Below are 24138 nucleotides of genomic sequence, written 5' to 3'. Positions count from 1 at the left end.
CCTCAGGACAGCCCGCGCACCACCGGCAATTCGAGCTCCCGGATCTTCTTGCGCAGGGTGTTCCGGTTCAGCCCCAGCATCGCTGCGGCCTTGATCTGGTTGCCGCGCGTGGCGCCGAGGGCGAGGCGCAGCAGCGGGCGCTCGACCTCGGCCAGCACGCGCTCGTACAGGTCGCGCACCGGCATGCCGTCCTTGTGCGCCGCCATGAAGGTCGCGAGGTGGCGCTCGACCGCCTGTTCGAGCGTGGCGGGCATGGCCTGGCCATCGGGGCCGGCGGGCTGCACGGCCTCCGCGAGTTCGGCCGCGACCGCATCGGCGCCGATCATTTCCTGGGGATAGAGCGCCGCGAGCCGGCGCATCAGGTTTTCGAGTTCGCGCGCATTGCCTGGCCAGGCATGGCCCTTCAGCGCGTCCATCGCCTCGGGGCTGAGCTGCTTGCCCGGCAGGCCGGCGGCGCGCGCGCGGTCGAGGAAGTGGCGCGCCAGCAGCGGGATGTCCTCCATGCGCTCGCGCAGCGGCGGCAGGCGGATGGGCACCACGTTCAGGCGATAGAACAAATCCTCGCGGAACAGGCCCTGGCGGATCAACTGGCGCAGGTCGCGGTGCGTGGCGGCGACGATGCGGACATTCGCCTTGATCGGCTGGCGGCCGCCGACCGTGGTGAACTCGCCCTCCTGCAGCACGCGCAGCAGGCGTGTCTGCGCCTCGGGCGGCATGTCGCCGATCTCATCGAGGAACAGCGTGCCGCCGGCGGCCTGCTCGAACCGGCCGATGCCGCGGTTGAGCGCGCCGGTGAAGGCGCCGCGCTCATGGCCGAACAATTCGGCCTCGATCAATTCGCGCGGGATGGCGGCCATGTTGATGGCCACGAAGGGCCCGGCGCGGCGCTTGCCGTAGTCGTGCAGCGCGCGCGCGACCAGTTCCTTCCCGGTGCCGCTCTCGCCCGTGATCATGGTCGTGAGGTCGGTGGTCGTCAGGCGCGCGACGGTGCGGTAGATTTCCTGCATGGCGGCCGACCGGCCGACCAGGGGCAGCTTTTCGCCCTCGCCGTCCTCGCTGGCGGCCACGGCGCTGGGCGGCGCCGCCAGGGCGCGTTCCACGACGGCCAGAAGTTCCTTCAGGTCGAAGGGCTTGGGCAGGTATTCGAAGGCCCCGCGCTGGGTCGCCTTGATGGCGGTCGCGAAGGTGGATTGCGCCGACATCACCACGACGCGCAGTTCCGGGCGCACGCGCTTGATGCGCGGCACGAGATCCAGCCCGTTCTCGTCAGGCATCACGACGTCGGTGATGACGAGGTCGCCCTCGCCATCCTCGACCCAGCGCCAGAGCGTGGCGGCGGAGGATGTGGCGCGCACCTGGTAGCCCGAGCGTCCGAGCGCCTGGCTGAGCACGGTGCGGATGGCGCGGTCGTCGTCGGCGATCAGGATGGTGCGCGCGTCGTTCATTGGGCGGTCCCGAAACTTCCCGGCGGTGGCGTTGGCATCGAAAGCCGGAACACGGTCCTGCCGGGACGGCTGTCGCATTCGATGAGCCCCCCCTGGTCCGCGACTAGCTTCGCGACGAGCGCGAGGCCGAGCCCCTGCCCGCCCCGCTTCGTGCTCACGAAAGGTTCAAAAAGCGTGCCGCGCACCTCGTCGGCGATGCCCGATCCATTGTCCCGCACGCTGATCTGCAGCGGCAGGTGCACACGGTCCGACGAACCGGGCACCGCGATGCGCACCCCGTGGTGATAGGCGGTGGCGAGCACGATCTCGCCATTCAGCGGGTCAACCGCTTCCGCCGCATTCTTCACCAGGTTCAGCAGAATCTGTACCAGCAGGTCGCGATTGCCCCAGACCGGCGGCAGGGACGGGTCGTATTCCTCGAGCAGCCGGAGGTGCGACGCGAAGCCGGTCGACGCGATGCGCCGCACGTGGTCCAGCACCTGGTGAATGTTCACCGGCCCGAGGTCGACCGGGCGTTCGGAGAACATGTCGAAGCGGTCGACCAGGCCGCGGATGCGGTCGGCCTCGTCCTGCACCAGCTGGCACAATTCGCGGTCGCCATCCGAGGCGGCGGATTGCTCGAGCAGCTGCGCCGCGCCGCGGATGCCCGAAAGCGGGTTCTTGACCTCATGCGCGAGCATCGCCGCCATGGCGGAGGCACCGCGCGCCGCGCCACGGAAATTCAGTTGCCGGTCGAGCATCTGCGCGGTCGACCCATCCTCGAGCGTCACCACCACGCCGCCCGGCAGTTCGGGCAGCGGCGCGGCATGGACCGTGACGCCGCGGCGCGACAGGCGCGGGCTGTCGAGCGTGAGGTCGTGGTCCGACACCCGCGCATCGAGGTGGCGCACCTGCGCGATGACCGCGAAGATGCGGCTGTCCTCCGGCACCAGGTCCGACAACGACATCTGCGACAACGAGGCGATCGAGGTGCGGAAGAACTGCTCCGCCGCCGCGTTCGCGCTGCGGAAGCGGTTCTCGCCATCCAGCACCACCACGGGCACGGCGATGGCGCCCAAAATGGCGGCGGCATCGGGCACCGGGCGGCCCTGCCAGCCGCTCGGGCGGATGGCGCGGCGCAGCAGGCTGCCCTTCATGCCGCGATGCGCTCCCCGCCCGCGTCCTGTGTCTCGCCGGCAGCGCGGAAATCCTCTCGCGCGGCCTCGACGCCATGTTCGATCAGCGGGTCGTAGAAGGCGTGCACGAGGTCGAGCACGGCGTCGGCGGTGTCGCAGCGGTTCACCTGCACGCGGAATTCCGCCGACCCGGGCAGGCCCTTGGAATACCAGGCGACATGCTTGCGCGCGAGGCGTACGCCGGGGTCGCGGCCATGGTGGTCGAGCATGTCGGCGTAGTGGTCCAGCAGGATGCGCTTCTGCTCCGCCAGGACCGGTTCGGCCGCCGCGCGCCCGGACAGCCGTGCCGCCACCACGGCCGGCAGCCAGGGACGACCGTAGCAGCCGCGGCCGATCATCACGCCATCCGCGCCTGACTGGCGCAGCGCTTCCTCCGCATCCTCGGCGGTCAGGATGTCTCCGTTCGCGATCACTGGGATCGTCACGGCGTCCTTCACCTGGCGGATGAAGGCCCAGTCGGCGGTGCCGGTGTAGAACATCTGCCGGGTACGGCCATGCACCGTGACCAGGCGGATGCCGCTTTCCTGGGCGATCCGCGCGAGGCGCGGCGCGTTCAGGCTCGCGTGGTCCCAGCCCATGCGCATCTTCAGCGTCACCGGCACCGACACCGCGCGCACGGTGGCTTCCAGGATGCGCGCGGCGGCGATCTCGTCACGCATGAGCGCCGAACCGGCGGACTGCCCCACCGCGACCTTCTTCACGGGGCAGCCGAAATTGATGTCGACGATGGCGGCGCCACGATCGACCACGAGGCGCGCCGCTTCCGCCATGGTCTCGGGATCGCAGCCGGCCAACTGGACCGAGGCCGGGCCGCCGAAGCCGTCCACCTCCGCCATCTTCAGCGTCTGGCGGTTGGTGCGGACCATCGCCTGGGAGGCGATCATCTCGCTGACCACCATCGGCGCGCCGAGGCTGCGCGACAGGCGCCGGAAGGGCAGGTCCGTGACCCCAGACATCGGGGCCAGGATGACCGGTGTGTCGATGCGGATGTCGCCGACCATGATCGGCGCCAGGCGCGGCGCGGAGGTGTTGCTCATGATTTGTGCAAGATAGAGCCAGTGCCGCCGTTCCGCAACGGTGGCACCGGCCCTCCGGTCACGGAATGGGCAGGACGCCCCCGCCGTTTGCACCCCGGCCGAAGCGCCGTATCAAGCGGCATGACGATCGCAGCCCTTCTCATGGCCGCGGGCACCGGCCAGCGCTTCGGCGCACCGCAGCCCAAGCAGTACCTGCCGCTGCTCGGCCGCCCGGTGATCCGGCACGCTGCCGAATCCCTGCTGGCGGACGGCCTCGTGGACCGCCTGTTGCCGGTGGTCGCCGCTGGGGAGGAGGCGCGTGTCGCGGCCATCCTGGATGGCCTGCCCGCCCTGCCGCCAGTTGCCGGCGGCGCGACGCGTGCCGAGAGCGTGCGCGCGGGGCTGGAGGCGCTGGCTGCAGACCCGCCCGCGATCGTGCTGGTGCACGATGGCGCCCGCCCGGTCATCCCGCCCGGCACCATCGCCGCGCTGCGCGATGCGCTGGCCCGGGCCCCCGGCGCCATTCCGGCCCAGCCGGTGACGGACACGCTCAAGCGCGGCGCGGCGGGCCGCATCATCGAGACGGTGCCACGCGAGGGCCTGTTCCGCGCCCAGACGCCGCAGGCCTTCCGCTTCGACGCCCTGCTGGCGGCGCATCGCGCCGGCGACGGCAGCGCCACCGACGACGCCGCCCTTCTGGAAGCGGCAGGGCTCGCGGTCACGCTGGTGCCGGGCGGGGAAGCGAACATCAAGATCACCTGGCCCGAGGACCTGATACGCGTGGAAGCCCACCTGTCTGCCCGCCTGATCCCCCGCATGGGCACCGGCTTCGACGTGCACCGCCTGGTCGAGGACCGCCCGCTGGTGCTGTGCGGCGTCACCGTGCCGCATCCGCTCGGCCTGTCTGGCCATTCCGACGCCGATGTCGGCATCCATGCGCTGTGCGACGCGATCTACGGCGCGCTGGCCGAAGGCGATATCGGCCGCTGGTTCCCGCCGAGCGAAGCACGGTGGAAGGATGCCGATAGCGCCCGCTTCCTGCGGCACGCCGCGGCGCGCATTGCCGCGCGCGGCGGGATCCTGGCCAATGCCGACGTCACGCTCATCTGTGAGCGCCCGAAGATCACGCCCCATGCGCCGGCCATGCGCGCGCGCCTGGCTGAACTGCTCGGTGTCGACATCGGGGCGATATCGGTGAAGGCGACCACGACCGAGCGCCTGGGTTTCCCCGGCCGCGGCGAGGGCATTGCGGCGCAGGCCGCCGCGGTGGTGCTGGTGCCGCCGGCCCGTGATACCTGTGCCAATACGTAATTCATTATCTTTTTCCGAGACACGGTTCCGGCCTATCCTATTCGCCAAGCTTCGACCGAGTCCGATCGCCAGAATGAACGCCGTCACCCTCATCGCCTCGCATGCGAGCCTCGCCTGCCCGCTATGCGGACTGCGTGACGCCCCGGCGGCGGGGGCGGCCGGTCGCTGCATCTGCGCCCTGCACGATGAAGCGCTGGAAGGCCTGGTGCTGCGGGCCGTAGCGCTCGACCCCGAGGGTCGTGACCATCCGGTGCGGGTCGGGCATATCGCGGCGCTGCTGGCCGAGGTGCTCGGCATCGAGGCGCCGGAACGGGCCCTCCTGCGCCGTGCGGCCGTGCTGCACGACATCGGCAAGATGGCATTGCCCGAGGGCGTGCTCGGCCACAGCCACGTGCTCGACCCCGCGGCGCGACGCGTGATGGAACGCCATACGACGCTCGGTGCGAGCATCCTCGCGCATGCCCGCGCGCCATGGATGCAACTGGCCGCAACGATCGCCTTGAACCACCATGAGCGCTGGGACGGCAGCGGGTACCCCGCGGGCCTGGCGGGCGAGGAGATTCCGCTGGCGGCACGGCTGGTGGCCGTGGCGGATGTCTACGACGCGCTCCGGTCGGATCGCCCCTACAAGGCGCCGCTCGAACATGACGAGGCGCTGGCGCGCCTGCGTGACGGCGATGGGCGAATCGCGCCGGCGCAGTTCGACCCGCAGGTGTTGGCGGCACTGCAGGATTGCGCGGCCGCGGTCGGCGCCATCGAACACTGACCGCGCTGCAGGCGTTCAGGTGAGTGCGGGGGTGCGCAGCGAGTCGATCACGCCGGGCACCTGGTCCGGCGGCACCGGACGGCCGAACAGGTAGCCCTGCGCGGCGTCGCAGCCCTCGGCCAGCAATTCGCGCAGTTGCGCATCGGTCTCGACACCCTCGGCGATCACCGCGATGCCGAGGCTGCGTCCGAGCCCGGTCACGGCACGCACGATGGCCGGCGCATCGCCGCCCAGCGGGAGGTCCTTCACGAAGGACCGGTCGATCTTGATCCGGTCGAAGGGAAAGACCCGCAGCTGTGTCAGCGAGGAATGCCCGGTGCCGAAATCATCCATGGCGATGCGCACGCCGGCTTCGCGCAGCGCGAGCAACTGGCTCAGCGCCGCGTCGCCATTGGCCAGCAGCACCGTCTCGGTCACCTCGAGTTCGAGCCGATGGGGCGCCAGGCCGCATTCGGCGAGCAAGGCGGCGATACTGCCGGGCAGGCAGCCATCCTCGAACTGCGCCGGAGCCAGGTTGACCGCGACGGAGAGTTCGCCAGGCCAGCGCATCGCGGTCTCGCAGGCCTCGCGCAGGACCCAGGATCCGATCCGACGCATCAGGCCGAGCCGTTCGGCCATCGGCAGGAAGGCGCCCGGCGCCAGGAGCCCGCGTTCGGGGTGGCGCCAGCGGATCAGCGCCTCGAAGCCGGTCAGCACGCCCGACGGCAGGGCCACCTGCGGCTGGAAGTGCAGTTCGAACTCCTGTTCGGCGACCGCGCGGCGGAGCGCGGCTTCCATCACGCGCGCCTCCTGCCAGCGGACGTCCATGTCCGGCGTGAAGCGGCGCCATGCCCCATGGCCTTCGGCCGGTGCGTCGTGCCGGGCCATCGCGGCGCGGCGCAGCAGCAGCGCGGCATCGGCGCCATCCGCCGGGGCCAGCGCGATGCCGATGCGCGGCACGATCACCACGGTCTCCCCGGCGATGAGATAGGCGCGGCCCAGAAGGTCGACCAGCCGCGCCGCGAGGGCTGCGGCGTGGGAGGCCTCGGTGACCTCGCTTTGCAGGACGGCGAATTCCTCCCCGGCCATGCGCGCCACGAGGTCGCCGTCGCGCACCGCGGCCTGCAGGCGCCGTGCGGCGGCCCGCAGCAGGTCTTCCCCGATGGCGTGGCCCAGCACCTGGTTGACCGCGCGGATGCCGTCGAGGTCGACCAGCAGCACCGCGGCCCCGCCGCGGCGCCGCGCCGGGCGGTCGAGTGCCGCGGCGAGGCGCGCCTCGAACATGGCGCGGTCGGACAGGCCGGTCAGCGGGTCGATCCCGCCGCCGCCGGCGAGCACCGTCTCGGGCGTGATGGCGAGCACCCAGGTGCCCTGGGTGGCGCGGCGGATGCCGAAGCGCAGGCCCGGCGCCCCGGCCAGCCGCAGGTCGGCCTCGGCATCGCCATCGGGCAGCGTGGCGGTGAGGCACGCCGCGGCGATCACGGCCACCGCCTCGCGGTCCAGGCGCGGGCTGGCTTCCAGCAGGTCGCACACGCCCTGAGCGTGGCGCGCGGTGCGGGCCAGGCCGAGCAGCGCCGCGGCGCGGCCGCTGACCAGGCCCACGCGCAGGTCGGCATCGAAGCTGACCACGCCGTCGGGAAGGGTCTCGAGCGCGGCCGCCGCCAGCTGGCCACGACCGGGCGGCTTCTGGGGCTTGGTCGCGCCGCCGGCTTCCGCCATCCCGTCCATCGCGCGCTGTCGTCCTCCGCTGGGCGTCCGGGACCCGGGCGGGGGCGCCGTCCGGGGTCCGGTCGAAGCGGCAATGTCGCGTGCGAGAGGTGAAGAAAGCGTGGATGGCGTGCTGGCGGCGGTCTCGCGAAGGGCTTCGCGCGGCGCTTCGCATTCTGCAAACCGCATTGGGCAAAAAGAAGGGCCATCCCTGCGGATGGCCCTGAGGCAAGGTTGAGGAAGGCTAAGCTGCCAGGCCCGGGAGGATCCCGCTGCCAGACAAGCCGGGACTTGCATGGCCCGTGCCAGCCCTGCCGGCGGCACCGTCGCCCAGTCGCGGGGCCGCAACGGCGGGGTGCACTCTCCCGGGGCAGGCCAGCAGGGCACGGCGCGCGACGGATCGGCGCCACGGGCACCCCGGCGCATGGCGCGCGCTGTTCAGGCGGCCCTCCGCACGGCCCGCGCACCGGCCAGTGCCCGGGCCTCGAGCCGGGCGCGCGTGGCACGCGGCAATTGCCGGGCGGATTTGGCGTGCGGCAGCGCCATCTCCCCGATCTCGCGCCCCTCGGGATAAAGCGCGGCAAATTCGGCGTGGTTGTCGAAGGCGTCGCGGCCGATGTGGTCGCAGAATGTCTCGACCGGCGCGCCGTTGGCCAGCACCACCTCATGCGCCTCGGTTTCGATATTGTAGTAGACGAAGACCGGCGCGGGCGCGGGCATGCGCCGGATCGACAGGCCGTTCACCAGCGCCTGGGCCGCCACCAGCATGCCGTCCACCACGATGCCGTGCTGTGGCGAGGCCTGCAGGTCGCGATGCGGCACGCCATCGGCCAGCGCCCCCGCCTCGATCAGGATGGGCAAGCCCTGCGCGCCGCGGGCGGTGCGCGCTTCCACCGTGGTGCGCCCGGCGAACAGGATCGGCACGGCGCGGCCATCGGCGGTCAGCACCAGGTCGCCCACGCGCAGGGTCTCGATGGCGCGGTCCCCGGCGGGGGTGGCGATGAGGGTTCCGGCGAGGAAGCAGGGCGTCGGCAGGATGACCGCGTTGGACGGGTCGTTGTTGTTGTAGAGGACGTATTCGATGTCGTCGGCGACGAAGTCGACACCGTCGTTGGTGCCGAGCTGCGTCTCATTGTCCGTGACCCGCCAGCCGCCGGCGACGCGCTCCCAGGTGTATTCGTCCGGTGCGCCGTTGAACACGACGGTGTCGCTGCCGGTGCCCCCGAACATCTCGTCGTCGCCGGGCTGGGCGTCCATGAAGTCGTCGCCGGCGCCGCCGTCGAGCAGGTCGTTGCCGGTGCCCCCCTGCAATTCATCGTTGTCGTTGCCGCCGAAGACCTGGTCGTTACCGTCGCCGCCGGACAGCACGTCGTCACCGCCGCGGCCTTCCATCGTGTCGTTGCCGTTGCCGGCGAAGATGTTCGCGACGGTCGGAAAACCGTCGGCGTCGAGCTCGAAATCCTTGTCGTTGCTGCCGACATAGATGTCGTCGTCGTCGGTCCAGGTGTCCGGGTTGCGGGCCACCCCGCTGGAATCGTTCCAGGTTCCGGACATCGCGCACTCCTCGCCGAGATCGGCGGGCGGATCCGCCGAATTCAACTAGAGCGCGATTTTATCGAATCTCAACATAAAGTAATTGGTTTCACGCCGCATTCACGCGCGCGGTGATTACCGCGCCCGTTCCAGAATCGACACGTAGTTCGCGACCGCCGCGCCGCCCATGTTGAATACACCGCCGAGTTCCGCCTTCGGCAGTTGCAGCGCACCCGCGGTGCCGGTCAGTTGCATCGCCGCCAGCACATGCATCGACACCCCGGTAGCCCCGATCGGGTGGCCCTTCGCCTTCAGCCCGCCCGAGCGGTTCACCGGCAGGCGCCCGCCCGCCGCGGTCCAGCCCTCGATCGCGGCGCGCCCGCCCTGCCCTTCGGCGGCCAGGCCCATCGCCTCGTATTCAATGAGTTCGGCGATGGTGAAGCAGTCATGCGTCTCGGCGAAGGACAGGTCGCCGACGCCGATGCCGGCCTGGTCGTAGGCCCGGGCCCAGGCCTCGCGCGCGCCCTCGAAGCGGGTGATGTCGCGCGCGGCGATCGGCAGGAAGTCGTTGACCTGGACCGCGGCGCGGAAGCGCACCGCCTTGGCAAGCCCCGCGGCGGTGTCGGCATCGGCCAGCACGACAGCCGCGGCGCCGTCGCTCACCAGCGAGCAGTCGGTGCGCTTCAGCGGCCGCGCAACATAGGGGTTCTTCTCGCTCTCGGTGCGGCAGAACTCGTAGCCCAGGTCGCGGCGCATCTGCGCCCAGGGGTTGTCCACGCCGTTGCGGTGGTTCTTCGCCGCGATCGCGGCCAAAGCGTCGGACTGGTCGCCATGCTTCTGGAAATAGGCCTCGGCGATGCGCCCGAAGACGCCGGCGAAGCCGCCCTCGATGTCGTGCTCGGTCTTGCGGTAGGACGCGGTCAGCAGGATGTCGCCGACCTTCGGCCCGGGGGTCGCCGTCATCTTCTCGGCACCCACCACGAGGGCGAGGCGACCGCGCCCGGCGGCGATGAAGTCCCGCGCGGCGTGGATTGCGGCGGAGCCCGTCGCGCAGGCGTTCTCCAACCGCGTGATCGGCTTGAAGCGCAGTTCCGGCAGCGATTGCAGCACCAGGGAGGCCGGGAAGCCCTGCGGGGTGAAGCCTTCCCCGAACACGCCGACAAAGCCGGCATCGATCTCCGCGGGCGTAACGCCGGCGTCCTCGATCGCGGCGCGCGCCACGCCGGCCATTAGCGTCTCGAGGTCGGGCGCGTCGTCGCGCTTGCCGAAGGCGGAATGGGCCCAGCCCACGATGCAGGCGTCGGTCATGGCGGATGCTCCCTCGGTTCGCGTCGCAGTCTATCCCCGGGCGTGGCGAGGCGCGAGGCGCTCAGCGCGTCGGCTTGATGGGCAGCGACGGCACGGCGGCAGGCGTCAGCGGCGAGGCCGCCAGCCGCGCGCGAAAGCTGCCGACCTCGAGGCTCGGCGCGGTCGGGGCCGTGGGCGGAGACCAGCCCATCGCCTCGGCCCGCCAGGCGAGCAACGCGCGCAGCGTGGCGTCGGGCGGGCAGCGCGGCGCGCAGGGCGACGAACCGGGCTCGGGCGGCGCTGTCTCGACCGCCGCGCCGCAGGCCAGCACGGCATCATGCCCGGCCAGGACGATCTGCACGGCCGCGAGGGCCGCACCCGCCTCGACCAATATGCCGCGGTCGTCAGCGAGGTCGCCGACGGTCACCAGCGTGCCGTCCAGCAGCACCGCATGGCCTGGCGGGAGCACCAGGTCGTCATGCGGGGACCCATCAGCCAGGGCGCCGGCGCGCAGGCGCACGAACGGCCCCGGCAGCAGGACGCGCCGCAGTTCGACGACCGACTGGAACGGTGCGGCGCCCCCGCCAACGGCCAGCACCAGCATGCCCGGCACCAGCGCCTCGACCGCCACTTCGCCGGTGGGGGTGAGCACGGGCGTGCCGAGCGGCAGGCCGAGCGGTGGCGGAGCTTCGGGCACGCGGATGACGGTTCCTCGGATCGTTGGGCGCAACTGTGGCGTGATGCGGCTGGCGGCGAGGCGACACTTCGCTTGCCCGGAGCGCGGCGGTCAACCGGGGCGCGTGGTGCCTTAGGCGTGGCGGGAGGCGCGGCCCGTTCCCGCGCCCTCCGGGCAGCGGCGCGTGCGGCGTCGGTTGGGCTGACTGCGGTTCACGACGGCACCAATGCCCAGGAGCAACGCCCGTGACCGGACCGACTGCGGTGGTGGCCGCGACGCATCGGCGCCTGGCGACGAGCGATCACGCGCTCCTCGTTCGTCGGTTGCGTGGAAGAATCTTGACGTCGACGGTCCGCGAACGCCTCGCAGCGCGTTCGCGCGCGCCCTGCAGGTTGACTGAATATCCTCCGGACGTCCCGCGGCTGTCCCCTGAGGCGCAGCGAACCGCGCCCACCATCGATGATCATCATCCAGCCGAAAATGATTGTTGACTAGGAAATGAAAGGCGTTTAGTTTCCTAGTCAATAAGGATGTAGCATGGCCTCCCCCTCAGCACTCACCGATCACACCGGATACTGGCTGCGCGTGGTGTCGAACGCCGTATCGCAGGAATTCGCCCGCAAGGTTTCCGCCGAGGATGTCACCGTCGCGGAGTGGTCGTTCATGCGCGCGCTTTTCGATGTGGAGCCCACGCCTCCTTCAGTCCTGGCCGAACGGATGGGCATGACCAAGGGGGCGATCAGCAAGCTTGCCGAAAGGCTCGTCGCCAAGGGGTTGGTCGAGCGGACGGAAAACCCACAGGACCGGCGCGCCCATAGCCTGTCCCTCACGACGGCCGGTCGCGCCAGGATCCCGGTCCTGGCATCGCTGGCCGACATGAATGACGCTGAATTCTTCGGCGTGCTGACTGAGGACGAGCACGACATGCTCGGCCGCATCCTGAAGCGTCTCGCCGAACGGCGCGACCTGAAAGCGACGCCGGTGGACTGAACGCGCCGCCGAAAGTGCCGTTCACATGAAAGGAACTCCGCCATGGACGCGGAACGGATCTCGGTTGCCGAAACCTGCCTGCACGCTGCGCATGATGGCAGCCTGAGTTTCCCGGCGATCATCGGCAAACTGCTCGCCGCCGGCTTCGAGGGGTACACGGTCGACTATCGCCGCAACAGCCAGACCTTCTACCTGCCGGACGGCGACAGCGTCGCGTTGGACATGAAGGCATCCGCCGGCACCGTCCCCGCCGCCTTCGATGCCAACGAGGTCGAGCGCCTGGTGCGTTGGGCGCAGTCGAACGCCGCCGACTACAGCTTTGCCGCCTTTTGCGAGAAGGCGAAGGTCGCGGGCTGCGCGGGATACCTCGTGTCGTTCCTGGGCGGACGCGTGGTCTATTTCGGCCGGACCGCCGAAACCCATGTCGAACACTTCCCGAAGTGACGGTGGGCCGGGCAGGACGATGTCTGAACTCCCGGTCGGAGGCATTGTACCGGCCATCTACCTCGGGCGCGGTCCGAGCATCTTCACGCTGGGGGCGGCGGTCGGCCATCTCCAGCAAATGGTGAGCGCGCACAACTTTGCGCCGGGCAATACCGGTACCATCTCCTGGACCGGTATATTCATCCCACTATTCAGATTTACACTGCTGCGACTGAGCCCTTGCACCGCGGATTCCGGCACGGCGCCAATATTGGCGTGACCCGGCACAAAGGATTGGCGCGCCTCGATAGCGCGACTTCGAACGAGTTGCTCGAAGTCCTTGGCCATTGGAACACCATCCTTGAGCACCGTGGGGCCTCTGTCCCGCCGGTGCCGCCATGTCCATAAGCGGCACCTTCAACGAAAAGCAAGGCTCGGCCTCCCTTCCCGCTCCGGCGCAGCCGCACCGGAACCGCCTCGCGCCGTTCAGCCTGCGTCTATCCGAGGATGAGCGCGCGCGGCTAACGGTGGAAGCCGGGGGCGCGCCGCTCGGTGCGTATATGAAGGCGAAGCTGCTCGGCGAGACGATTCCCGTCCGCATGCGGCGCAGCGGCCTCGCGGTCGAAGACCGGCAGGCGCTCGGCAAGGCGCTGGCCCTGCTGGGCCAGTCCCGGCTTGCCAGCAATCTCAACCAACTCGCGCACCTCGCCCATATCGGCGCGCTCCCGGTCTCGCCTGAGATTGAATCCGAACTCAAGAACGCGGTGTCCGAGGTGCGCGCCATGCGCTGCCTCCTCGTGACCGCACTCGGCCTCAAACCGGGGGCCGAAGAATGATCCTCAAAGGCTCCCAGCGCGGCGGCGGCCAGGACCTGGCCCAGCATCTGACCCGGCTCGATGACAATGAGCATGTGAAGATTGCGGAGCTGCGCGGCTTCGCTGCCGATGATTTACGCGGTGCCTTCAAGGAAGCGGAAGCGATCAGTCGCGGCACGAAGTGCCGCCAATACCTGTTCTCGCTGTCCTTAAGCCCGCCCGCCCAAGTGAACGTCTCGGAAGAAGTGTTCCGGGGAACGATCGACACGATCGAGACGCGGCTCGGGCTGGAAGGCCAGCCGCGCGCGATCGTCTTCCATGAGAAGGAAGGCCGCCGCCATGCGCATTGCGTGTGGTCTCGGATTGATGCCGACACAATGACGGCGCGCACGCTGCCCTACTTCAAGAACAAGCTCATGGGCGTGTCGCGCGATCTCTACCTCGAACATGGGTGGAAGCTGCCGCGCGGCCTCGAAACCCCCTCGGAACGCGATCCCACCAACTTCACGCTGGCCGAATGGCAACAGGCCAAGCGCCAGGGGATTGACCCGCGCTGGATCAAACAGACCGTCCAAGGCTGCTGGGTGGGTTCTGACAACCGCCAATCCTTCGAGCGCAGCCTCGAAGAGAAAGCCCTGTTCCTCGCCAAGGGAGACCGGCGAGGCTTCGTGGTGCTGGATCATGGCGGCGAGGTCTATGCGCTGCCGCGCCTATTGGATGTGAAGACGAAGGATGTTCGCGCCCGCCTCGGCGAAGGCGACGGGCTTTCCAGTGTCGATGAGACGAAGGCCAAGATCGGCGAGCGGATGACGCCCGCGATCAAGCGTCATGTCGAGGAAGCGCGGGACCGCTTCCGCGAACGCTCCGCCGAACTCGGCGCGGCCAAGGAAGCGATGACGCGGGCGCACCGCAAAGCGCGCGCAGAATTGCAATCCGGCCAGGCGCAGGAATGGGAGCGCGAGACGAAGGAACGCGCAGGCCGTCTGCCCAAAGGCTGGCGCGGCCTCTGGCAGCGATTGACTGGCACCTACCAAGAAATCCGCACGGCAAACGAAGCCGAGGCTGCCCGCACCCAGGCGCGCCACGCAGGCGAGCGGCAAGGCTTGATCGAGAGCCAGCTCGATCAGCGCCGCGCCCTGCAATCGGACTTCAAGGCGCTGCGAAGCGCGCAGGCGGCGCAGCTGGGTGAGCTTCGTCAGGACATAGGCCGGTATCTGCGCTTCTCGCGCGGGCAAGGCGAAAGCCAGGCCCGCCAGCGCGAGACGTCGCGCGGCCTTGGCCTGTCCCGGTGAGTGAACAGGAAGGAGGTCAACGATATGTCGAACCAGAACAACGAGGCGGCGGGGTTTGCGATGGTGTTCGTCTTTATCGCCATGGCGATTTTCATTTGGGCGGCGCTCATCTTCGCGCTCGCGACCTTCGCGGCGGTGGTGTTCACGTTTGTCGCCCTGTGGGCTTGGGATCGTCCGCGAAGCATCTTTGGCCAGGCGATCTACCCGCATGAAGCGCGCGCCTTCGTCTATCGCGGCCTGCTCGGCATGGTGCTGTTGCCGCTCTTCGTCATCTTCTGCGCGGCCATGTTCAAGCTGCACATCGTCGATGAGGCGTGGGTCTACATCATCATCGGCGGCTACACGGCGGGCTCGGTCGGGATCGAGTATCTGAAGGCGCAGTACGAACAGGATGCGGCGGCCAATGCCACCTATATCCCGCCCGCGCCTCCGGCTGCCCTGCCGCAACCGAAGGAGACGGCGCGGCCCGAGCCGCGCAAGCCCTTCGTGTTCGGCGATTGGGATGATGAGGAGCGGCCCCGGTGAGCCTCTCCCGCGTCGTCGAAATCTATCAGTTCTTATGGATGTTTGAATCGCACGCGCAGCAGCGCCTGTCGTGGGACGATGCGGCGCAGGCCCGTATCGCGCGCCTGCGGGCCGAACAACGGGCGGCGGCGCAGCTTCACGCCATGTTGGCTGCGAACCCCAGCGGCCAGCTTGGGCATGCGCGGCTGAATGACCGGGATGCGCTTATCCGGGCGGGGCTGCTGTGAGTGAGATGATCGTCCCGCGCCAGGTTGTCCGGCGCGGGATCGAGCTGGGTTTCTTCGAGGGACGCCCACTCATCTATGACGGGACAGAACCCGTCGCCATCGACGCGCAGGCGGGCAAGGGAAAGCTCACCCGCTTCCTTGGCGTCAATCTTGTCTCGCCGCGCACGGCGCACCTCACCAAGATCATCACCGACCCGAAAGACGGTGAGCTCGCCTGGGTCTCGTGGAAGACGTTGGAGCGCCAGGGCTACAAGGTCCGCTTCATCAATCCGGGCAGGCTCTACGGCTATCCATCCGAGACGTTCAACTTCAACACGCGGCTGATTGAGGTCGCGGGGATGCCTGCGCTGCGGCCTTTGGTCGGCCAGGCTGCCTATGATGCCGCGAGCTATCTGCTTCCCGTCGATCCGCATCCGGGACACCGATGGATCGGCCAGGGCGCGCGCACGTGCGCCGCGCTCTACTACAAGCTGACCGCGCTCTATCCGTCACCCCGCTGGCCCTGCACACCGAGCGGGCTGTGGGATTTTTACGGGCGCGGCGTCGAAGATATCCGGGATGATCTGCTCGTCTGGGCGAGTGATGGCCGGATGCAGGACGATGCGGGCATGTGCCTTCAGGTCGCGAGCCTGACCAACTCGCGCGATCAGTGGAACGCTTATTCATCCACGCTGATAGAACGGCTGCAAGGCTTCCAGCCGGGATCGGCGGCGCGGATTGCCACGGATACCAACTCCTTCGATCCGGCCGATATGAAGCGGGAGCGCACGGCGCTCTTCATCATCGGCTCGGCGCGCAGCGATACCAGCCGCACCCTGGTCGGCGCGATGGCGGCGGCCATCATCGAGCGTTTTGCCGATGCGCATGGTCCGCTGCGCGCCCTGGTGGTCGGCGAGGAATGGGGCCAGCTCTATGTTTCCAACTTCTATGAGATGCTGACCCTGTTTCGGGAGGGCGGTATCAACTTCCTCGGCGTGTTCCAGAACGCGAGCGCGCAGATTGAAACCCGCTATGGGCGGGAGACGGCACGCATCTGGAAGAAGGCGGTCGCGCACACGCTTTATCGGGGGCTGCCGGACACCGACACGCTGAAGGACATCGAGCACCGCTCCGGCAAGACGAGCGTGATGGTGCGGGGCTTCAACGTCTCGAACAACCAGGTGAACGGGTCCGGCGATAACCTGGTCGAGCAATCCCGGCCTCTGCTTCAGGTTGAGGATATTCGGGAGGCGACGGGCGGCGATTGCGGCCTGCTCGATGCGCGGGATTCCGGATTCTTCGTGGTGGATATGCCGGAGTTCTGGGAGCGGCCCGAGCTGGCCGGGATGCTCCGAGATGTGCGGCAAAGGCCGGACAAGCATGCCTGGCTGATGCGCGGCGGCGGCGATCCCGCGCGGGTCCATCGTCGATCCGTGCGGGAGGGGTGAGCATGGGAACCGTCATCAGCCTCAAAGGACGCTTCGAGGCGCATGTCCGCCGCCAGATGGAGGAATGGGCCAGCGGAGATCCCGCTCGCTACCTCGGCACGGATTGGTGGCAGCTCTCGCCCGCCGAGGAAGAGGCGTTCGAGATTGACCGGGAGCGCTTCCCGGTCATGGCCTGCGCGCTCTTCGCCTACGAGACATTCAAGGATATCGCCCAGGTCGATGACTTCGGCCCTGGTGCTGTCCTGCACGATGCGCGGCTGCGGTTCCCGCAATGGGCGCGGCTCCGCGTGATCGAGGTCAATGAGTTCATCGCCTTCGCGGCGCACTTCTGCGGCCTGACGGCGCGAGAGGCGCATGCGATCTACTGGAAGCATGACTTCTGGAACGTGCGGGCCAGTATCACTCACTTCGTCGATGAGGGCGTGGATTGAAACAGAGGTTCAGCTCGTCTGAACCTCTGCCCTTCGGCGAGAATGGGGGTGCAAGCGAAGATGCGCCTTCGCAGGGACCCGGCTGGCAGGATCGCGCTTGCGATCCGAAGCTGGGTGGAAGGCGCTTCGCAGCGCGCCGGGGGCGAAGCCCCAAGTCTTAGTGCCTTACCGCACCGCTTCGTGTGGATTGACCTACCTTGACCTCGAACATGTCTAAATCAATTTGGAGTGGGAAATTTGAGATCAGTAGCTCCGTCGTTGACCGCCGGTGGCTGGAGTCGGCTGATATGACGCTCGGCCTAGAAACAATATATTGGTGCCAACCGTCAGCATACAAAGCTGAGATCGATTCGTGATCAGCATTGCTAACGACGACGCGTGCGCCTCGCCTGCTAGCAGCAGAGAGACAGTCTCTCAATAATTCCTGATCGCGCCATTGGAAAAGTTTTTCATTGTATTTCACAAAGCCATTTAGGTTATGCTTCACGGTATAAGGCGGGTCTGCATAGATAAAGTCATTCTTACCCGCTCGGGAGATAGTTTCATTATATCCGCACACTGATAAAGTCTTCCCGGAGAGCGCTCTGGCAATTTCACAAAAATCATCGGTTGGAAGAATCACAGCAGTCTTACTTCCTATCGGGACATTAAATACGCCATTCAGATTGACTCGGTAAATTCCATTGAAGCAGGTTCGGTTCAAATAAACGAATTGCACAGCACGCTCGAAATTAGAGGAGTATATCCTCTCTCTCTCCTCATAATAGAAAGATGTGGAGTGAAGTTCTTGATACGCTTTCAGTTTGGCTTCGAATTGTCTGGGACGGCAGCGAATTTGCTTGTAAACATTAATGAGCGCCTCGTTCGAATCAGATAGATGGGCGCGCTCGGGCTGCGTGAGGAAAAATACTGCCCCGGCGCCCAGGAACGGCTCGTAATAGGTGCCTCGCACAGGCACAAAGGCTGCGCCGAAATCTTGTACGAGCCAACGCTTACCGCCTGGCCATTTCAAAAATGGGAGTATCATGCCGCTTTTGCCGCAACCTCGACGATAACCTTAGAAGCTCGCTTAAAAAACTCCTCATGGATCATCTCGATAAAGTCCAACTCGGCCTCTGTCAAAGGGCGTCCTGCTGACTTATGGGCAGTTTTCTTTCTGACATCGTTAAGCTTGTCCATCCAGCGCAGATACTTTGCTTGCCCACCTTTTTCATCGGCCAACTGTATACTAAAGATGTCTTGAAACCAGCCCCAGTGCTCCGATTTTTCTACAACTTTCTTGTAGTCTATGAGATTTAGATATTCCTCAAGCGCGCCACGTTCACTAATGTCATCGTCTTGCGCTCGTCCATAGGCGTCTGTTTTCATCTGCTTGTTGGTGACTCCTCGATCCCAGTAGTCTTTCTCTCCATACTCGCGCTTGAAGATGCCGAATATGACGGCGCAGATCCGATCATTGAGCTCCTGGACCTTGTCAGAAGCGTCCTTCGCGCGCTCCTGGCTCTGCGCAGAGCGCCAAACATCAAAGTCAGCCGGGCCAAATCTAGGCGTCGTCTCACGGATAACGCCCACAAGTTTCAAGAAGAGCTCCCGAACACCGCTTGAGCCGTAGGGCACGTCATCACGGAACAGCTTCGAAATCTGAGCCAACGTCTGCGCCTTAATTCTAGCTGTAATCGGCGCGATGAGATCCTGCACCTGCTCAGCTATCTCCTCTGCCGACAATTCCTTGCAGTCCAGCTTCGTAGCTGCTTCGTAGTGTTCAATCGCCGCCGCGATGATCAACAGCAGGGCGGAAACGCCTGTGTTCGTCCAAACGTGGCCGTCGGCACCAAGCCGCCAGACCTCCGGATTTGCTTCCTTGAGCAGGGAGAAGATGTCTTCAAGCGCATGCCGAGCGCGATCCAGCGTTGCGAAATCGTCTTTGCCCGTGAACGGCCCAGGCTGATACGATTTCAGCTTACGATGGACGCCCCCCAAGAGATTTGATCTTCGGAGCCCTTCCACCAGGGCCGGTAAGGTGAGGCATGTTTCTCGTGTTGTTCGTAGGCCAGTTTGCACAACCCGCGTGTGGAACGGACCGCCGGGCTCGCTGTTCAATATATTCACCAAGCGCGAACACATCGCAACGACACGTTCCCGAGGATCGTCAGATCCCCATTTCAACTCGCCCTGCAAATCATCCAAAAGAGTCCGAGGAACTGTCTTTTGCTCGTTATTGATGGTAACAAAAAGGTTCGCTTCATCCTCAATGGGCATCTGCTGAAACGCAAGCACCACAATGTTATGATTTTTTTGGAGATCAGCGTGCTTCGAATACCCATACAGACGATGCTGACCATCGATGACCCAGGCAGACTTATACTTGTCAGGAAGATATAGAGTGCCGAAATGGATATCTGCCTCTTCTTCTTTTAGTTTGATCTCGAATTTTGGCTTCGTGGTAAAATTGATGATGATATTGGTTGGGAAAAATCCGCCTTCGCTAAGGAAGTTATGAATGTCCTTGAGCCTGTTCCTCGCGATCAGCCTTTGATACGTTGGCATCCCCTTCGGATCGTTAAGAGTTCGATGGTTCACGAAGGCGATCTTTAGAAGGCGCTCAGGGGTGGTGACGAAAGCATAAAACTGCCTGCCCCCGAGCTTTCCGCGTAGTGCGGGCACTCGTCTATCGTCTAAGCCAGGCACCTTCTGGTTCTCTAAGAAGTGAGCTAAGAACTGATAGCGCCCGGCGGGGCCCAGATGCTTTGCAAGTTCAGAAAAGTAGCGGAGTTCTCGCTCCGTAATGACAGATATATTTTCGCCTGCTGCTCGCTTTTTGTCTTCATTGGTCCAAATAATTTTGTCTGTTGCGAAAGCCCATATAATTTTAGGTTTGAATCCTGAACCATAATGCTGTTTGATCGCCTCAGAAATCTTGCCCTTGAGATTGGCGAATTCTTCGATATCCTTCTGCAGAGATTTTTTTCTAATTTCGGCCGAAGCCTTACACTCAACAACAACAACTGTCTCATCATCCTTGGCAAAAACATCAATCTGTTTTTCACCATCAATTTTATTATTCCGCCGGAAGCGGATTTTGAATTTCCTGCCCTGGTTGAGTTCCGGAAATCCTAGTTCAGCTAGTAGAACCCAAACTCTATTCTCCAGATCCTCGTCGATTGAGTTCTGACGTCGCACGCGTGTACGGTGCTTAAGTTTTTTATCTAAGATCCAGCCTGACGCTATTAAGGATTCGGCTTCACCGTTTGACACGGTTTGGTACGTAAACTGGTCGCGCCTCTTCTTGCGCTCAGTACTACGCGAACTGGGCGTGGTGATCAGAGGATTTAGAAGGAGTAGTTGCTCCACCCGGTGTCTCCCAGAACGTCATTTTCTTCAAGATTGTTACAAATAGCTGATTTTTGTAAACTCGCAAGCAAAACCACTTTCGGAAAAAGGCCCTGGATGCTTGCGCCGCTCCAGATTGAGGGGGCGGGCGTTTACGACTCGATATTCTTGAGAGGCTAGCACGGACTGAGTTGGCGGCATGCGTATGCTCATGGCTTAGAGCTTTGGAGGCGAGCTTGTCAGCCCGGCGATATTGGAAGTTGCGGCTCCGCCCCCGTCGAGGCCAAGACACGAAGACGGATGAGAGTGTTCCGAAGTTCCTGAGCAGACGCTGGATCGCCAGTGCAGCCGCTGGTTGGTCTGGGAGTCGAGGGGCAGGCGAGCTCCTCGGTCGATGGGGTCCAGGCGAGAGCGAAGTCTCCCCGGTCGCAATCCACCCGCGATGAGGGTGGCAGCATCCAATCCGCGTAGGGTTGGCCGCTCGGGAGAGGCAGGGTTCCAAGGGGCAGGCACGCCCCTTGCCCATGGGGTGTCGGGGAGCATGGAGGCTCACTGACTGGCGATCCAACGGCCAGACGTTGGGCCGGGAGGGATGCAACGGGAGGCGCGCAGCGGGCCTCCCTTGCCAAGATTGCGGTACTACCCCGCACATCTTGCACTTAACGAAAGGGGCAAACTCCGCGGATAACAACGCGTCAGGGCGGAAATGAAGAACGAGATCAGGCCTATCACCTTCGGTGTGGCGGAGTGACCTCAGCGGACGCGCAAAAAATGACCTCAGCGGCCTCGAACCTGCCCCTCCAAGCCTCGATGGTCTTTGGTAAAGTTGTTTTAAATGAGGGCACGTTTGTAAAATAATATACCTTTGAATCATTAAGATATGCTACCCACATTTCGCCAGCATTGTTTAGCATTACAATACTTTCCATGAATGTATATAGTCCAGCTACGCCCCCAGTAATAACTTGAGCGTTGAGTTCATGATCAAGATTTTCGGAGCTTCCAATATCGCTGGTACAATCTAATAGCTTATCGAAATGAGACCCTGTGATATTGTACAATCGTGAAAGCTCTAGCTCATTTATGAGGCCAATATCAAACCAGGGGGCACGATCTCTAGAGTATTTTCCTGAGAAAGTGGCGCGCATTCCATGATAAAAACTGCATAGGGCGGTTTCTTCAATCTCTATTATTCGGTTAGAGCCCACTAAGCTGCGTTTAAATACTAATTCACCGTCATTGCCAGTGTCACCATTGGCTAGGCGGCAATAGGCCAGGTCATTGGAGACTATGCGGGCGTAGGCTGTAACGGAGCCGTTGTGTGCTCCATGAACAACGTCAAGGTCAAATAGGAATCCACAAGGACCGACCTCCCTTATAAAGAGGTAGCCTCCCGCCGAGCCTGAGGAGAAATTCCATTTTCCCCACCACAAGTTACCGCTGCTGCCAGTAGGTAGATTGGCGGAGGCGCCATCTTTAAGAGAAGTGCGCAAGAATGCTTCCAGGCGTCCTTGTAGTAGCCCCTGAGACTCTTTGCGGTCTCCATTTTCTGTTGCATCGTAAACCGCGACGCGCCGACCGCGCAAATCGAAAGGCAGTAGCTCCGGACCACCGAAAGCCGCGTTCATGACCAGTATCACGTTGTCCCACCCAAGTTCTGCTATAGCGTAACCAAGCTCTATGAGGACGTTTGGGTTAGGTGTTGGGCGTGTTGTGCCTTGAAATATAATGCTAACATCTGCAACAAACACATCCGATGCGGAAATTTTTGTAAGTATGCTCTGAGTAATATCGGGTGTTCCAGGTAATCCTGCTGTATCACGATCGAGTACGGGGAGAATTTTTGCATCATCTTCGCGGCCAATGGCACGCATGGCTTTCTGTAATGATCTTTCAATCAAGTTTCTATTGCAGGCGGCAGGAAGGTCAGATTGCCAGGAATAAAAAACTGTTCGTTTCATGGGACCCTCAAGAAAGAATAGACAGAAATTGCTCTTAGCCTATAGATATTTATTCGAAGATATTAGTTTATTCAAAGTGGATCGATAGATAAGTCATTTAATATCATATTCAGAAGAGCTCCCCCACTGAGAAACGATTGTTCCTCGGGATCGAAGAACCCATTCGTCCGTTTGCGGCTATGGGCTTGGACCGTTCCCATGACCGTAGCATGAATCAGCCGTTCCCGGAACATCAGCACGGCCAGCCGCTCCTTCTCGCCCCGGATGCCGATGCGCTCATAGAAGTCGTGCACGGCGTCGATCACCGCATAGGCCTCGGCCCGCCGCTCATCCGAATAGACCCGTGCCAGCGGGCAAGCGCGGCACTGCCGCGCCTTGCGGTTGCCGAGGCGGAAGTTGCGCCTGCATGTCTCGTTCATGCCGCAGACGGCCAGCGTCTCGAAGTACTCCATGCGGATGATCCGCTCGTGCTCCGGCTGCGCGATGCTGGTGAGCATGCGGTTCGTGCCGTGCCAGCGATTGAAGGCGGGCTTCAGCAGGCGAGCGCGAAGCTCCAGGTAGAGCCCCCTCACCGTCTTGACGCTGAGGCCCGTGTTGCGCGCCGCGACCTTGGTCCCGATGCCCTGGCAAAAGCAGTAGGCTAGCCGGATGAGTGTCGTCTCGTCGAACTTCGCACCCGGCTTGAACTGGTTGTCGCCCTCGGCGACGCGGCGCGGCGGCCTGGCCTTGCGTTTACGAGGCGGGGCCTCAGAAATCGCGCCATATCATCGGCTTAGCGACAACCCTCCTTCCACAACTGATTAGACGCCTCGCGCAGCGTCTTCAACGCACCGCCGCTCGGTGCGATCTTCCACGGCGAAGCATCGCCCTGAACGGCTTGGCATTCCAAGCCGAAGCGGCGCTCTGCGGAATGGCTTCAGGCGGCAGCGAAGAACAAGCTTGGGATTCTGACAAGGAATTTATTCCTTGTTTATGTTCCTTATTTGTTCTATACTCGGCAGCTTCCTGTAACCACGAAACAGACAAGGAGGCGCGCGATGGAATTGGACAATAGCAGGCCCTCTGGGCCGTTCGGCCAGGCGGTCAGCGTGGGGCCTGCGGGCATGGAACCCGACATCGCCAAATACGCGGGCGAGTTGGACGATCTGGACATCACGGAAGACCAGAAGCGCGAGCTTCTCGAAACGCTCTGGTCGATCATGCGCAGCTTCGTCGAGATGGGCTTCGATGTGGATATCTGCGCCGCCCTGACCGATGGCGGCACCGATGCCGATTCGGCTGAGATAGAGTGAAGGCAGGCAGCAACAGAAGGAGACGCCAGCAGGCGACACGGAAAGGACGCGGGTTTGAGCAATGAGCGCTAACGAATACAAGCAGGCAGTAATCTACTGCCGGGTGTCAGACCCCAAGCAGGTGAAGATGGGGAACGGCCTGGAATCGCAAGAGACCCGCTGCCGCGAGTTCGCGTCGATGCGGCGTTTCGATATCGTCGGCGTGTTCAAGGACGATATTACCGGCGAGACCGCCAATCGCCCCGGCATGAAGGCGCTTCTCGCCTTCGTGCGTAAACACCGCGCGAGCGGGATGATCGTCATCATCGACGATATCTCCCGCCTCGCCCGCGACATTCACACGCACACCGATCTTCGTGGCGTGATCGCCAAGGCGGGCGGCATTCTGAAATCGCCCTCCATCGAGTTCGGCGACGACGCGGACTCCCGCCTGCATGAAAACCTCATGGCGAGCGTGTCGCAGCACCAGCGGCAAAAGAACGCCGAGCAAACCAAGAACCGCATGAGAGCCCGCGTCCAGAATGGCTACT

The 24138-nt window shown here is 64.4% G+C and carries 23 protein-coding genes and 1 pseudogene; 13 read left to right on the top strand and 11 right to left on the bottom strand.

The genetic code is table 11. The features are described 5' to 3' along the window. Positions 1 to 2: 2 nt before the first annotated feature. Genes ntrC through dusB form a run of 3 tightly spaced genes read right to left on the bottom strand, consistent with a single transcriptional unit; the run spans position 3 to position 3657 of the window. Positions 3 to 1445: a nitrogen regulation protein NR(I) gene (gene ntrC / locus MWM08_RS12380; RefSeq protein WP_244459748.1), complete on the bottom strand. Its 1443-nt coding sequence runs from the start codon at positions 1443 to 1445 to the stop codon at positions 3 to 5. Next, positions 1442 to 2581 carry a two-component system sensor histidine kinase NtrB gene (locus MWM08_RS12375; RefSeq protein WP_244459747.1) on the bottom strand — a complete coding sequence of 380 codons (1140 nt, stop codon included), beginning with the start codon at positions 2579 to 2581 and terminating at the stop codon, positions 1442 to 1444. The genes ntrC and MWM08_RS12375 overlap by 4 nt, the downstream gene beginning before the upstream one ends. Then, a complete protein-coding gene (gene dusB / locus MWM08_RS12370) occupies positions 2578 to 3657 on the bottom strand; it encodes a tRNA dihydrouridine synthase DusB (protein WP_244459746.1) in 1080 nt (359 codons plus the stop codon). The genes MWM08_RS12375 and dusB overlap by 4 nt, the downstream gene beginning before the upstream one ends. Positions 3658 to 3777: 120 nt before the next feature. Between dusB and MWM08_RS12365 the strand changes: the two genes are divergently transcribed. Both MWM08_RS12365 and MWM08_RS12360 read left to right on the top strand, forming a co-directional pair. Continuing rightward, positions 3778 to 4947, top strand: coding sequence for a bifunctional 2-C-methyl-D-erythritol 4-phosphate cytidylyltransferase/2-C-methyl-D-erythritol 2,4-cyclodiphosphate synthase (locus tag MWM08_RS12365; RefSeq protein ID WP_244459745.1), 1170 nt, complete (start codon positions 3778 to 3780; stop codon positions 4945 to 4947). A gap of 73 nt (positions 4948 to 5020) precedes the next feature. Beyond that, entirely contained in the window at positions 5021 to 5713 is a 693-nt protein-coding gene (locus tag MWM08_RS12360) for an HD-GYP domain-containing protein (protein WP_244459744.1), read from the top strand. A 15-nt stretch (positions 5714 to 5728) separates the two neighbouring features. Here MWM08_RS12360 and MWM08_RS12355 read toward each other — a convergent pair whose 3' ends face one another. The 4 genes from MWM08_RS12355 to MWM08_RS12340 form a co-directional block, all read right to left on the bottom strand. Continuing rightward, positions 5729 to 7420 carry a putative bifunctional diguanylate cyclase/phosphodiesterase gene (locus MWM08_RS12355; protein ID WP_244459743.1) on the bottom strand — a complete coding sequence of 564 codons (1692 nt, stop codon included), beginning with the start codon at positions 7418 to 7420 and terminating at the stop codon, positions 5729 to 5731. Between the two features lie 417 nt (positions 7421 to 7837). Further along, positions 7838 to 8953 carry a Hint domain-containing protein gene (locus MWM08_RS12350; RefSeq protein WP_244459742.1) on the bottom strand — a complete coding sequence of 372 codons (1116 nt, stop codon included), beginning with the start codon at positions 8951 to 8953 and terminating at the stop codon, positions 7838 to 7840. A 114-nt stretch (positions 8954 to 9067) separates the two neighbouring features. Next, on the bottom strand, positions 9068 to 10240 hold the full coding sequence (locus MWM08_RS12345) for an acetyl-CoA acetyltransferase (RefSeq protein ID WP_244459741.1): 1173 nt from the start codon (positions 10238 to 10240) through the stop codon (positions 9068 to 9070). Positions 10241 to 10301: 61 nt separating this feature from the next. Next, the gene (locus tag MWM08_RS12340; RefSeq protein ID WP_244459740.1) at positions 10302 to 10916 is read right to left on the bottom strand and encodes a Hint domain-containing protein; all 615 of its coding nucleotides are present in this window, start codon (positions 10914 to 10916) and stop codon (positions 10302 to 10304) included. Positions 10917 to 11432: 516 nt separating this feature from the next. Between MWM08_RS12340 and MWM08_RS12335 the strand changes: the two genes are divergently transcribed. From MWM08_RS12335 to MWM08_RS12300, 9 genes are all read left to right on the top strand, one after another. Further along, the gene (locus tag MWM08_RS12335; RefSeq protein ID WP_244459739.1) at positions 11433 to 11885 is read left to right on the top strand and encodes a MarR family winged helix-turn-helix transcriptional regulator; all 453 of its coding nucleotides are present in this window, start codon (positions 11433 to 11435) and stop codon (positions 11883 to 11885) included. Between the two features lie 42 nt (positions 11886 to 11927). Next, complete coding sequence (locus MWM08_RS12330; RefSeq protein ID WP_244459738.1) at positions 11928 to 12329, top strand: DUF1398 domain-containing protein; 402 nt, start codon at positions 11928 to 11930, stop codon at positions 12327 to 12329. Next, the gene (locus MWM08_RS26535; protein WP_423816034.1) at positions 12307 to 12588 is read left to right on the top strand and encodes a DUF6790 family protein; all 282 of its coding nucleotides are present in this window, start codon (positions 12307 to 12309) and stop codon (positions 12586 to 12588) included. The genes MWM08_RS12330 and MWM08_RS26535 overlap by 23 nt, the downstream gene beginning before the upstream one ends. A 118-nt stretch (positions 12589 to 12706) precedes the next feature. Continuing rightward, entirely contained in the window at positions 12707 to 13144 is a 438-nt protein-coding gene (locus MWM08_RS12325; RefSeq protein ID WP_244459737.1) for a hypothetical protein, read from the top strand. After that, positions 13141 to 14415 carry a relaxase/mobilization nuclease domain-containing protein gene (locus tag MWM08_RS12320; RefSeq protein WP_244459736.1) on the top strand — a complete coding sequence of 425 codons (1275 nt, stop codon included), beginning with the start codon at positions 13141 to 13143 and terminating at the stop codon, positions 14413 to 14415. Before MWM08_RS12325 ends, MWM08_RS12320 begins: the two co-directional genes overlap by 4 nt. A 24-nt stretch (positions 14416 to 14439) precedes the next feature. Beyond that, positions 14440 to 14940, top strand: a complete 501-nt coding sequence (locus MWM08_RS12315; protein ID WP_244459735.1) for a hypothetical protein — start codon at positions 14440 to 14442, stop codon at positions 14938 to 14940. Next, positions 14937 to 15167, top strand: coding sequence for a hypothetical protein (locus tag MWM08_RS12310; protein WP_244459734.1), 231 nt, complete (start codon positions 14937 to 14939; stop codon positions 15165 to 15167). Before MWM08_RS12315 ends, MWM08_RS12310 begins: the two co-directional genes overlap by 4 nt. Positions 15168 to 15172: 5 nt before the next feature. Beyond that, positions 15173 to 16594, top strand: coding sequence for a type IV secretory system conjugative DNA transfer family protein (locus tag MWM08_RS12305; RefSeq protein WP_244459948.1), 1422 nt, complete (start codon positions 15173 to 15175; stop codon positions 16592 to 16594). 2 nt (positions 16595 to 16596) lie between these two features. Then, positions 16597 to 17025 carry a hypothetical protein gene (locus tag MWM08_RS12300; RefSeq protein WP_244459733.1) on the top strand — a complete coding sequence of 143 codons (429 nt, stop codon included), beginning with the start codon at positions 16597 to 16599 and terminating at the stop codon, positions 17023 to 17025. Positions 17026 to 17182: 157 nt separating this feature from the next. Here MWM08_RS12300 and MWM08_RS12295 read toward each other — a convergent pair whose 3' ends face one another. The 4 genes from MWM08_RS12295 to MWM08_RS12280 all read right to left on the bottom strand — a co-directional run bounded on the left by MWM08_RS12295 (position 17183) and on the right by MWM08_RS12280 (position 22813). Next, positions 17183 to 18052: a DNA adenine methylase gene (locus MWM08_RS12295; RefSeq protein ID WP_244459732.1), complete on the bottom strand. Its 870-nt coding sequence runs from the start codon at positions 18050 to 18052 to the stop codon at positions 17183 to 17185. After that, a complete protein-coding gene (locus tag MWM08_RS12290) occupies positions 18049 to 20376 on the bottom strand; it encodes a DGQHR domain-containing protein (RefSeq protein WP_244459731.1) in 2328 nt (775 codons plus the stop codon). The genes MWM08_RS12295 and MWM08_RS12290 overlap by 4 nt, the downstream gene beginning before the upstream one ends. Before the next feature lie 707 nt (positions 20377 to 21083). Beyond that, positions 21084 to 22316 carry a nucleotide-binding protein gene (locus MWM08_RS12285; RefSeq protein ID WP_244459730.1) on the bottom strand — a complete coding sequence of 411 codons (1233 nt, stop codon included), beginning with the start codon at positions 22314 to 22316 and terminating at the stop codon, positions 21084 to 21086. A gap of 71 nt (positions 22317 to 22387) precedes the next feature. After that, the gene (locus MWM08_RS12280) at positions 22388 to 22813 is read right to left on the bottom strand and encodes a hypothetical protein (RefSeq protein ID WP_244459729.1); all 426 of its coding nucleotides are present in this window, start codon (positions 22811 to 22813) and stop codon (positions 22388 to 22390) included. Between the two features lie 540 nt (positions 22814 to 23353). On the opposite strand from MWM08_RS12280, the gene MWM08_RS12275 reads away from it, so the two are divergent. Together MWM08_RS12275 and MWM08_RS26530 are read left to right on the top strand one after the other, a co-directional pair. Next, positions 23354 to 23608 carry a hypothetical protein gene (locus MWM08_RS12275; RefSeq protein ID WP_244459728.1) on the top strand — a complete coding sequence of 85 codons (255 nt, stop codon included), beginning with the start codon at positions 23354 to 23356 and terminating at the stop codon, positions 23606 to 23608. A gap of 61 nt (positions 23609 to 23669) precedes the next feature. Continuing rightward, a pseudogene (locus MWM08_RS26530) lies at positions 23670 to 24077 on the top strand (recombinase family protein); the annotation flags it as partial. Between the last annotated feature and the right edge of the window lie 61 nt (positions 24078 to 24138).

The organism is Roseomonas fluvialis, from assembly GCF_022846615.1.
In the GTDB taxonomy this organism is placed as follows: domain Bacteria; phylum Pseudomonadota; class Alphaproteobacteria; order Acetobacterales; family Acetobacteraceae; genus Neoroseomonas; species Neoroseomonas fluvialis.
Note: the sequence above shows the minus strand (reverse complement) of the source record. Positions and strands in the feature narration are given on the sequence as shown.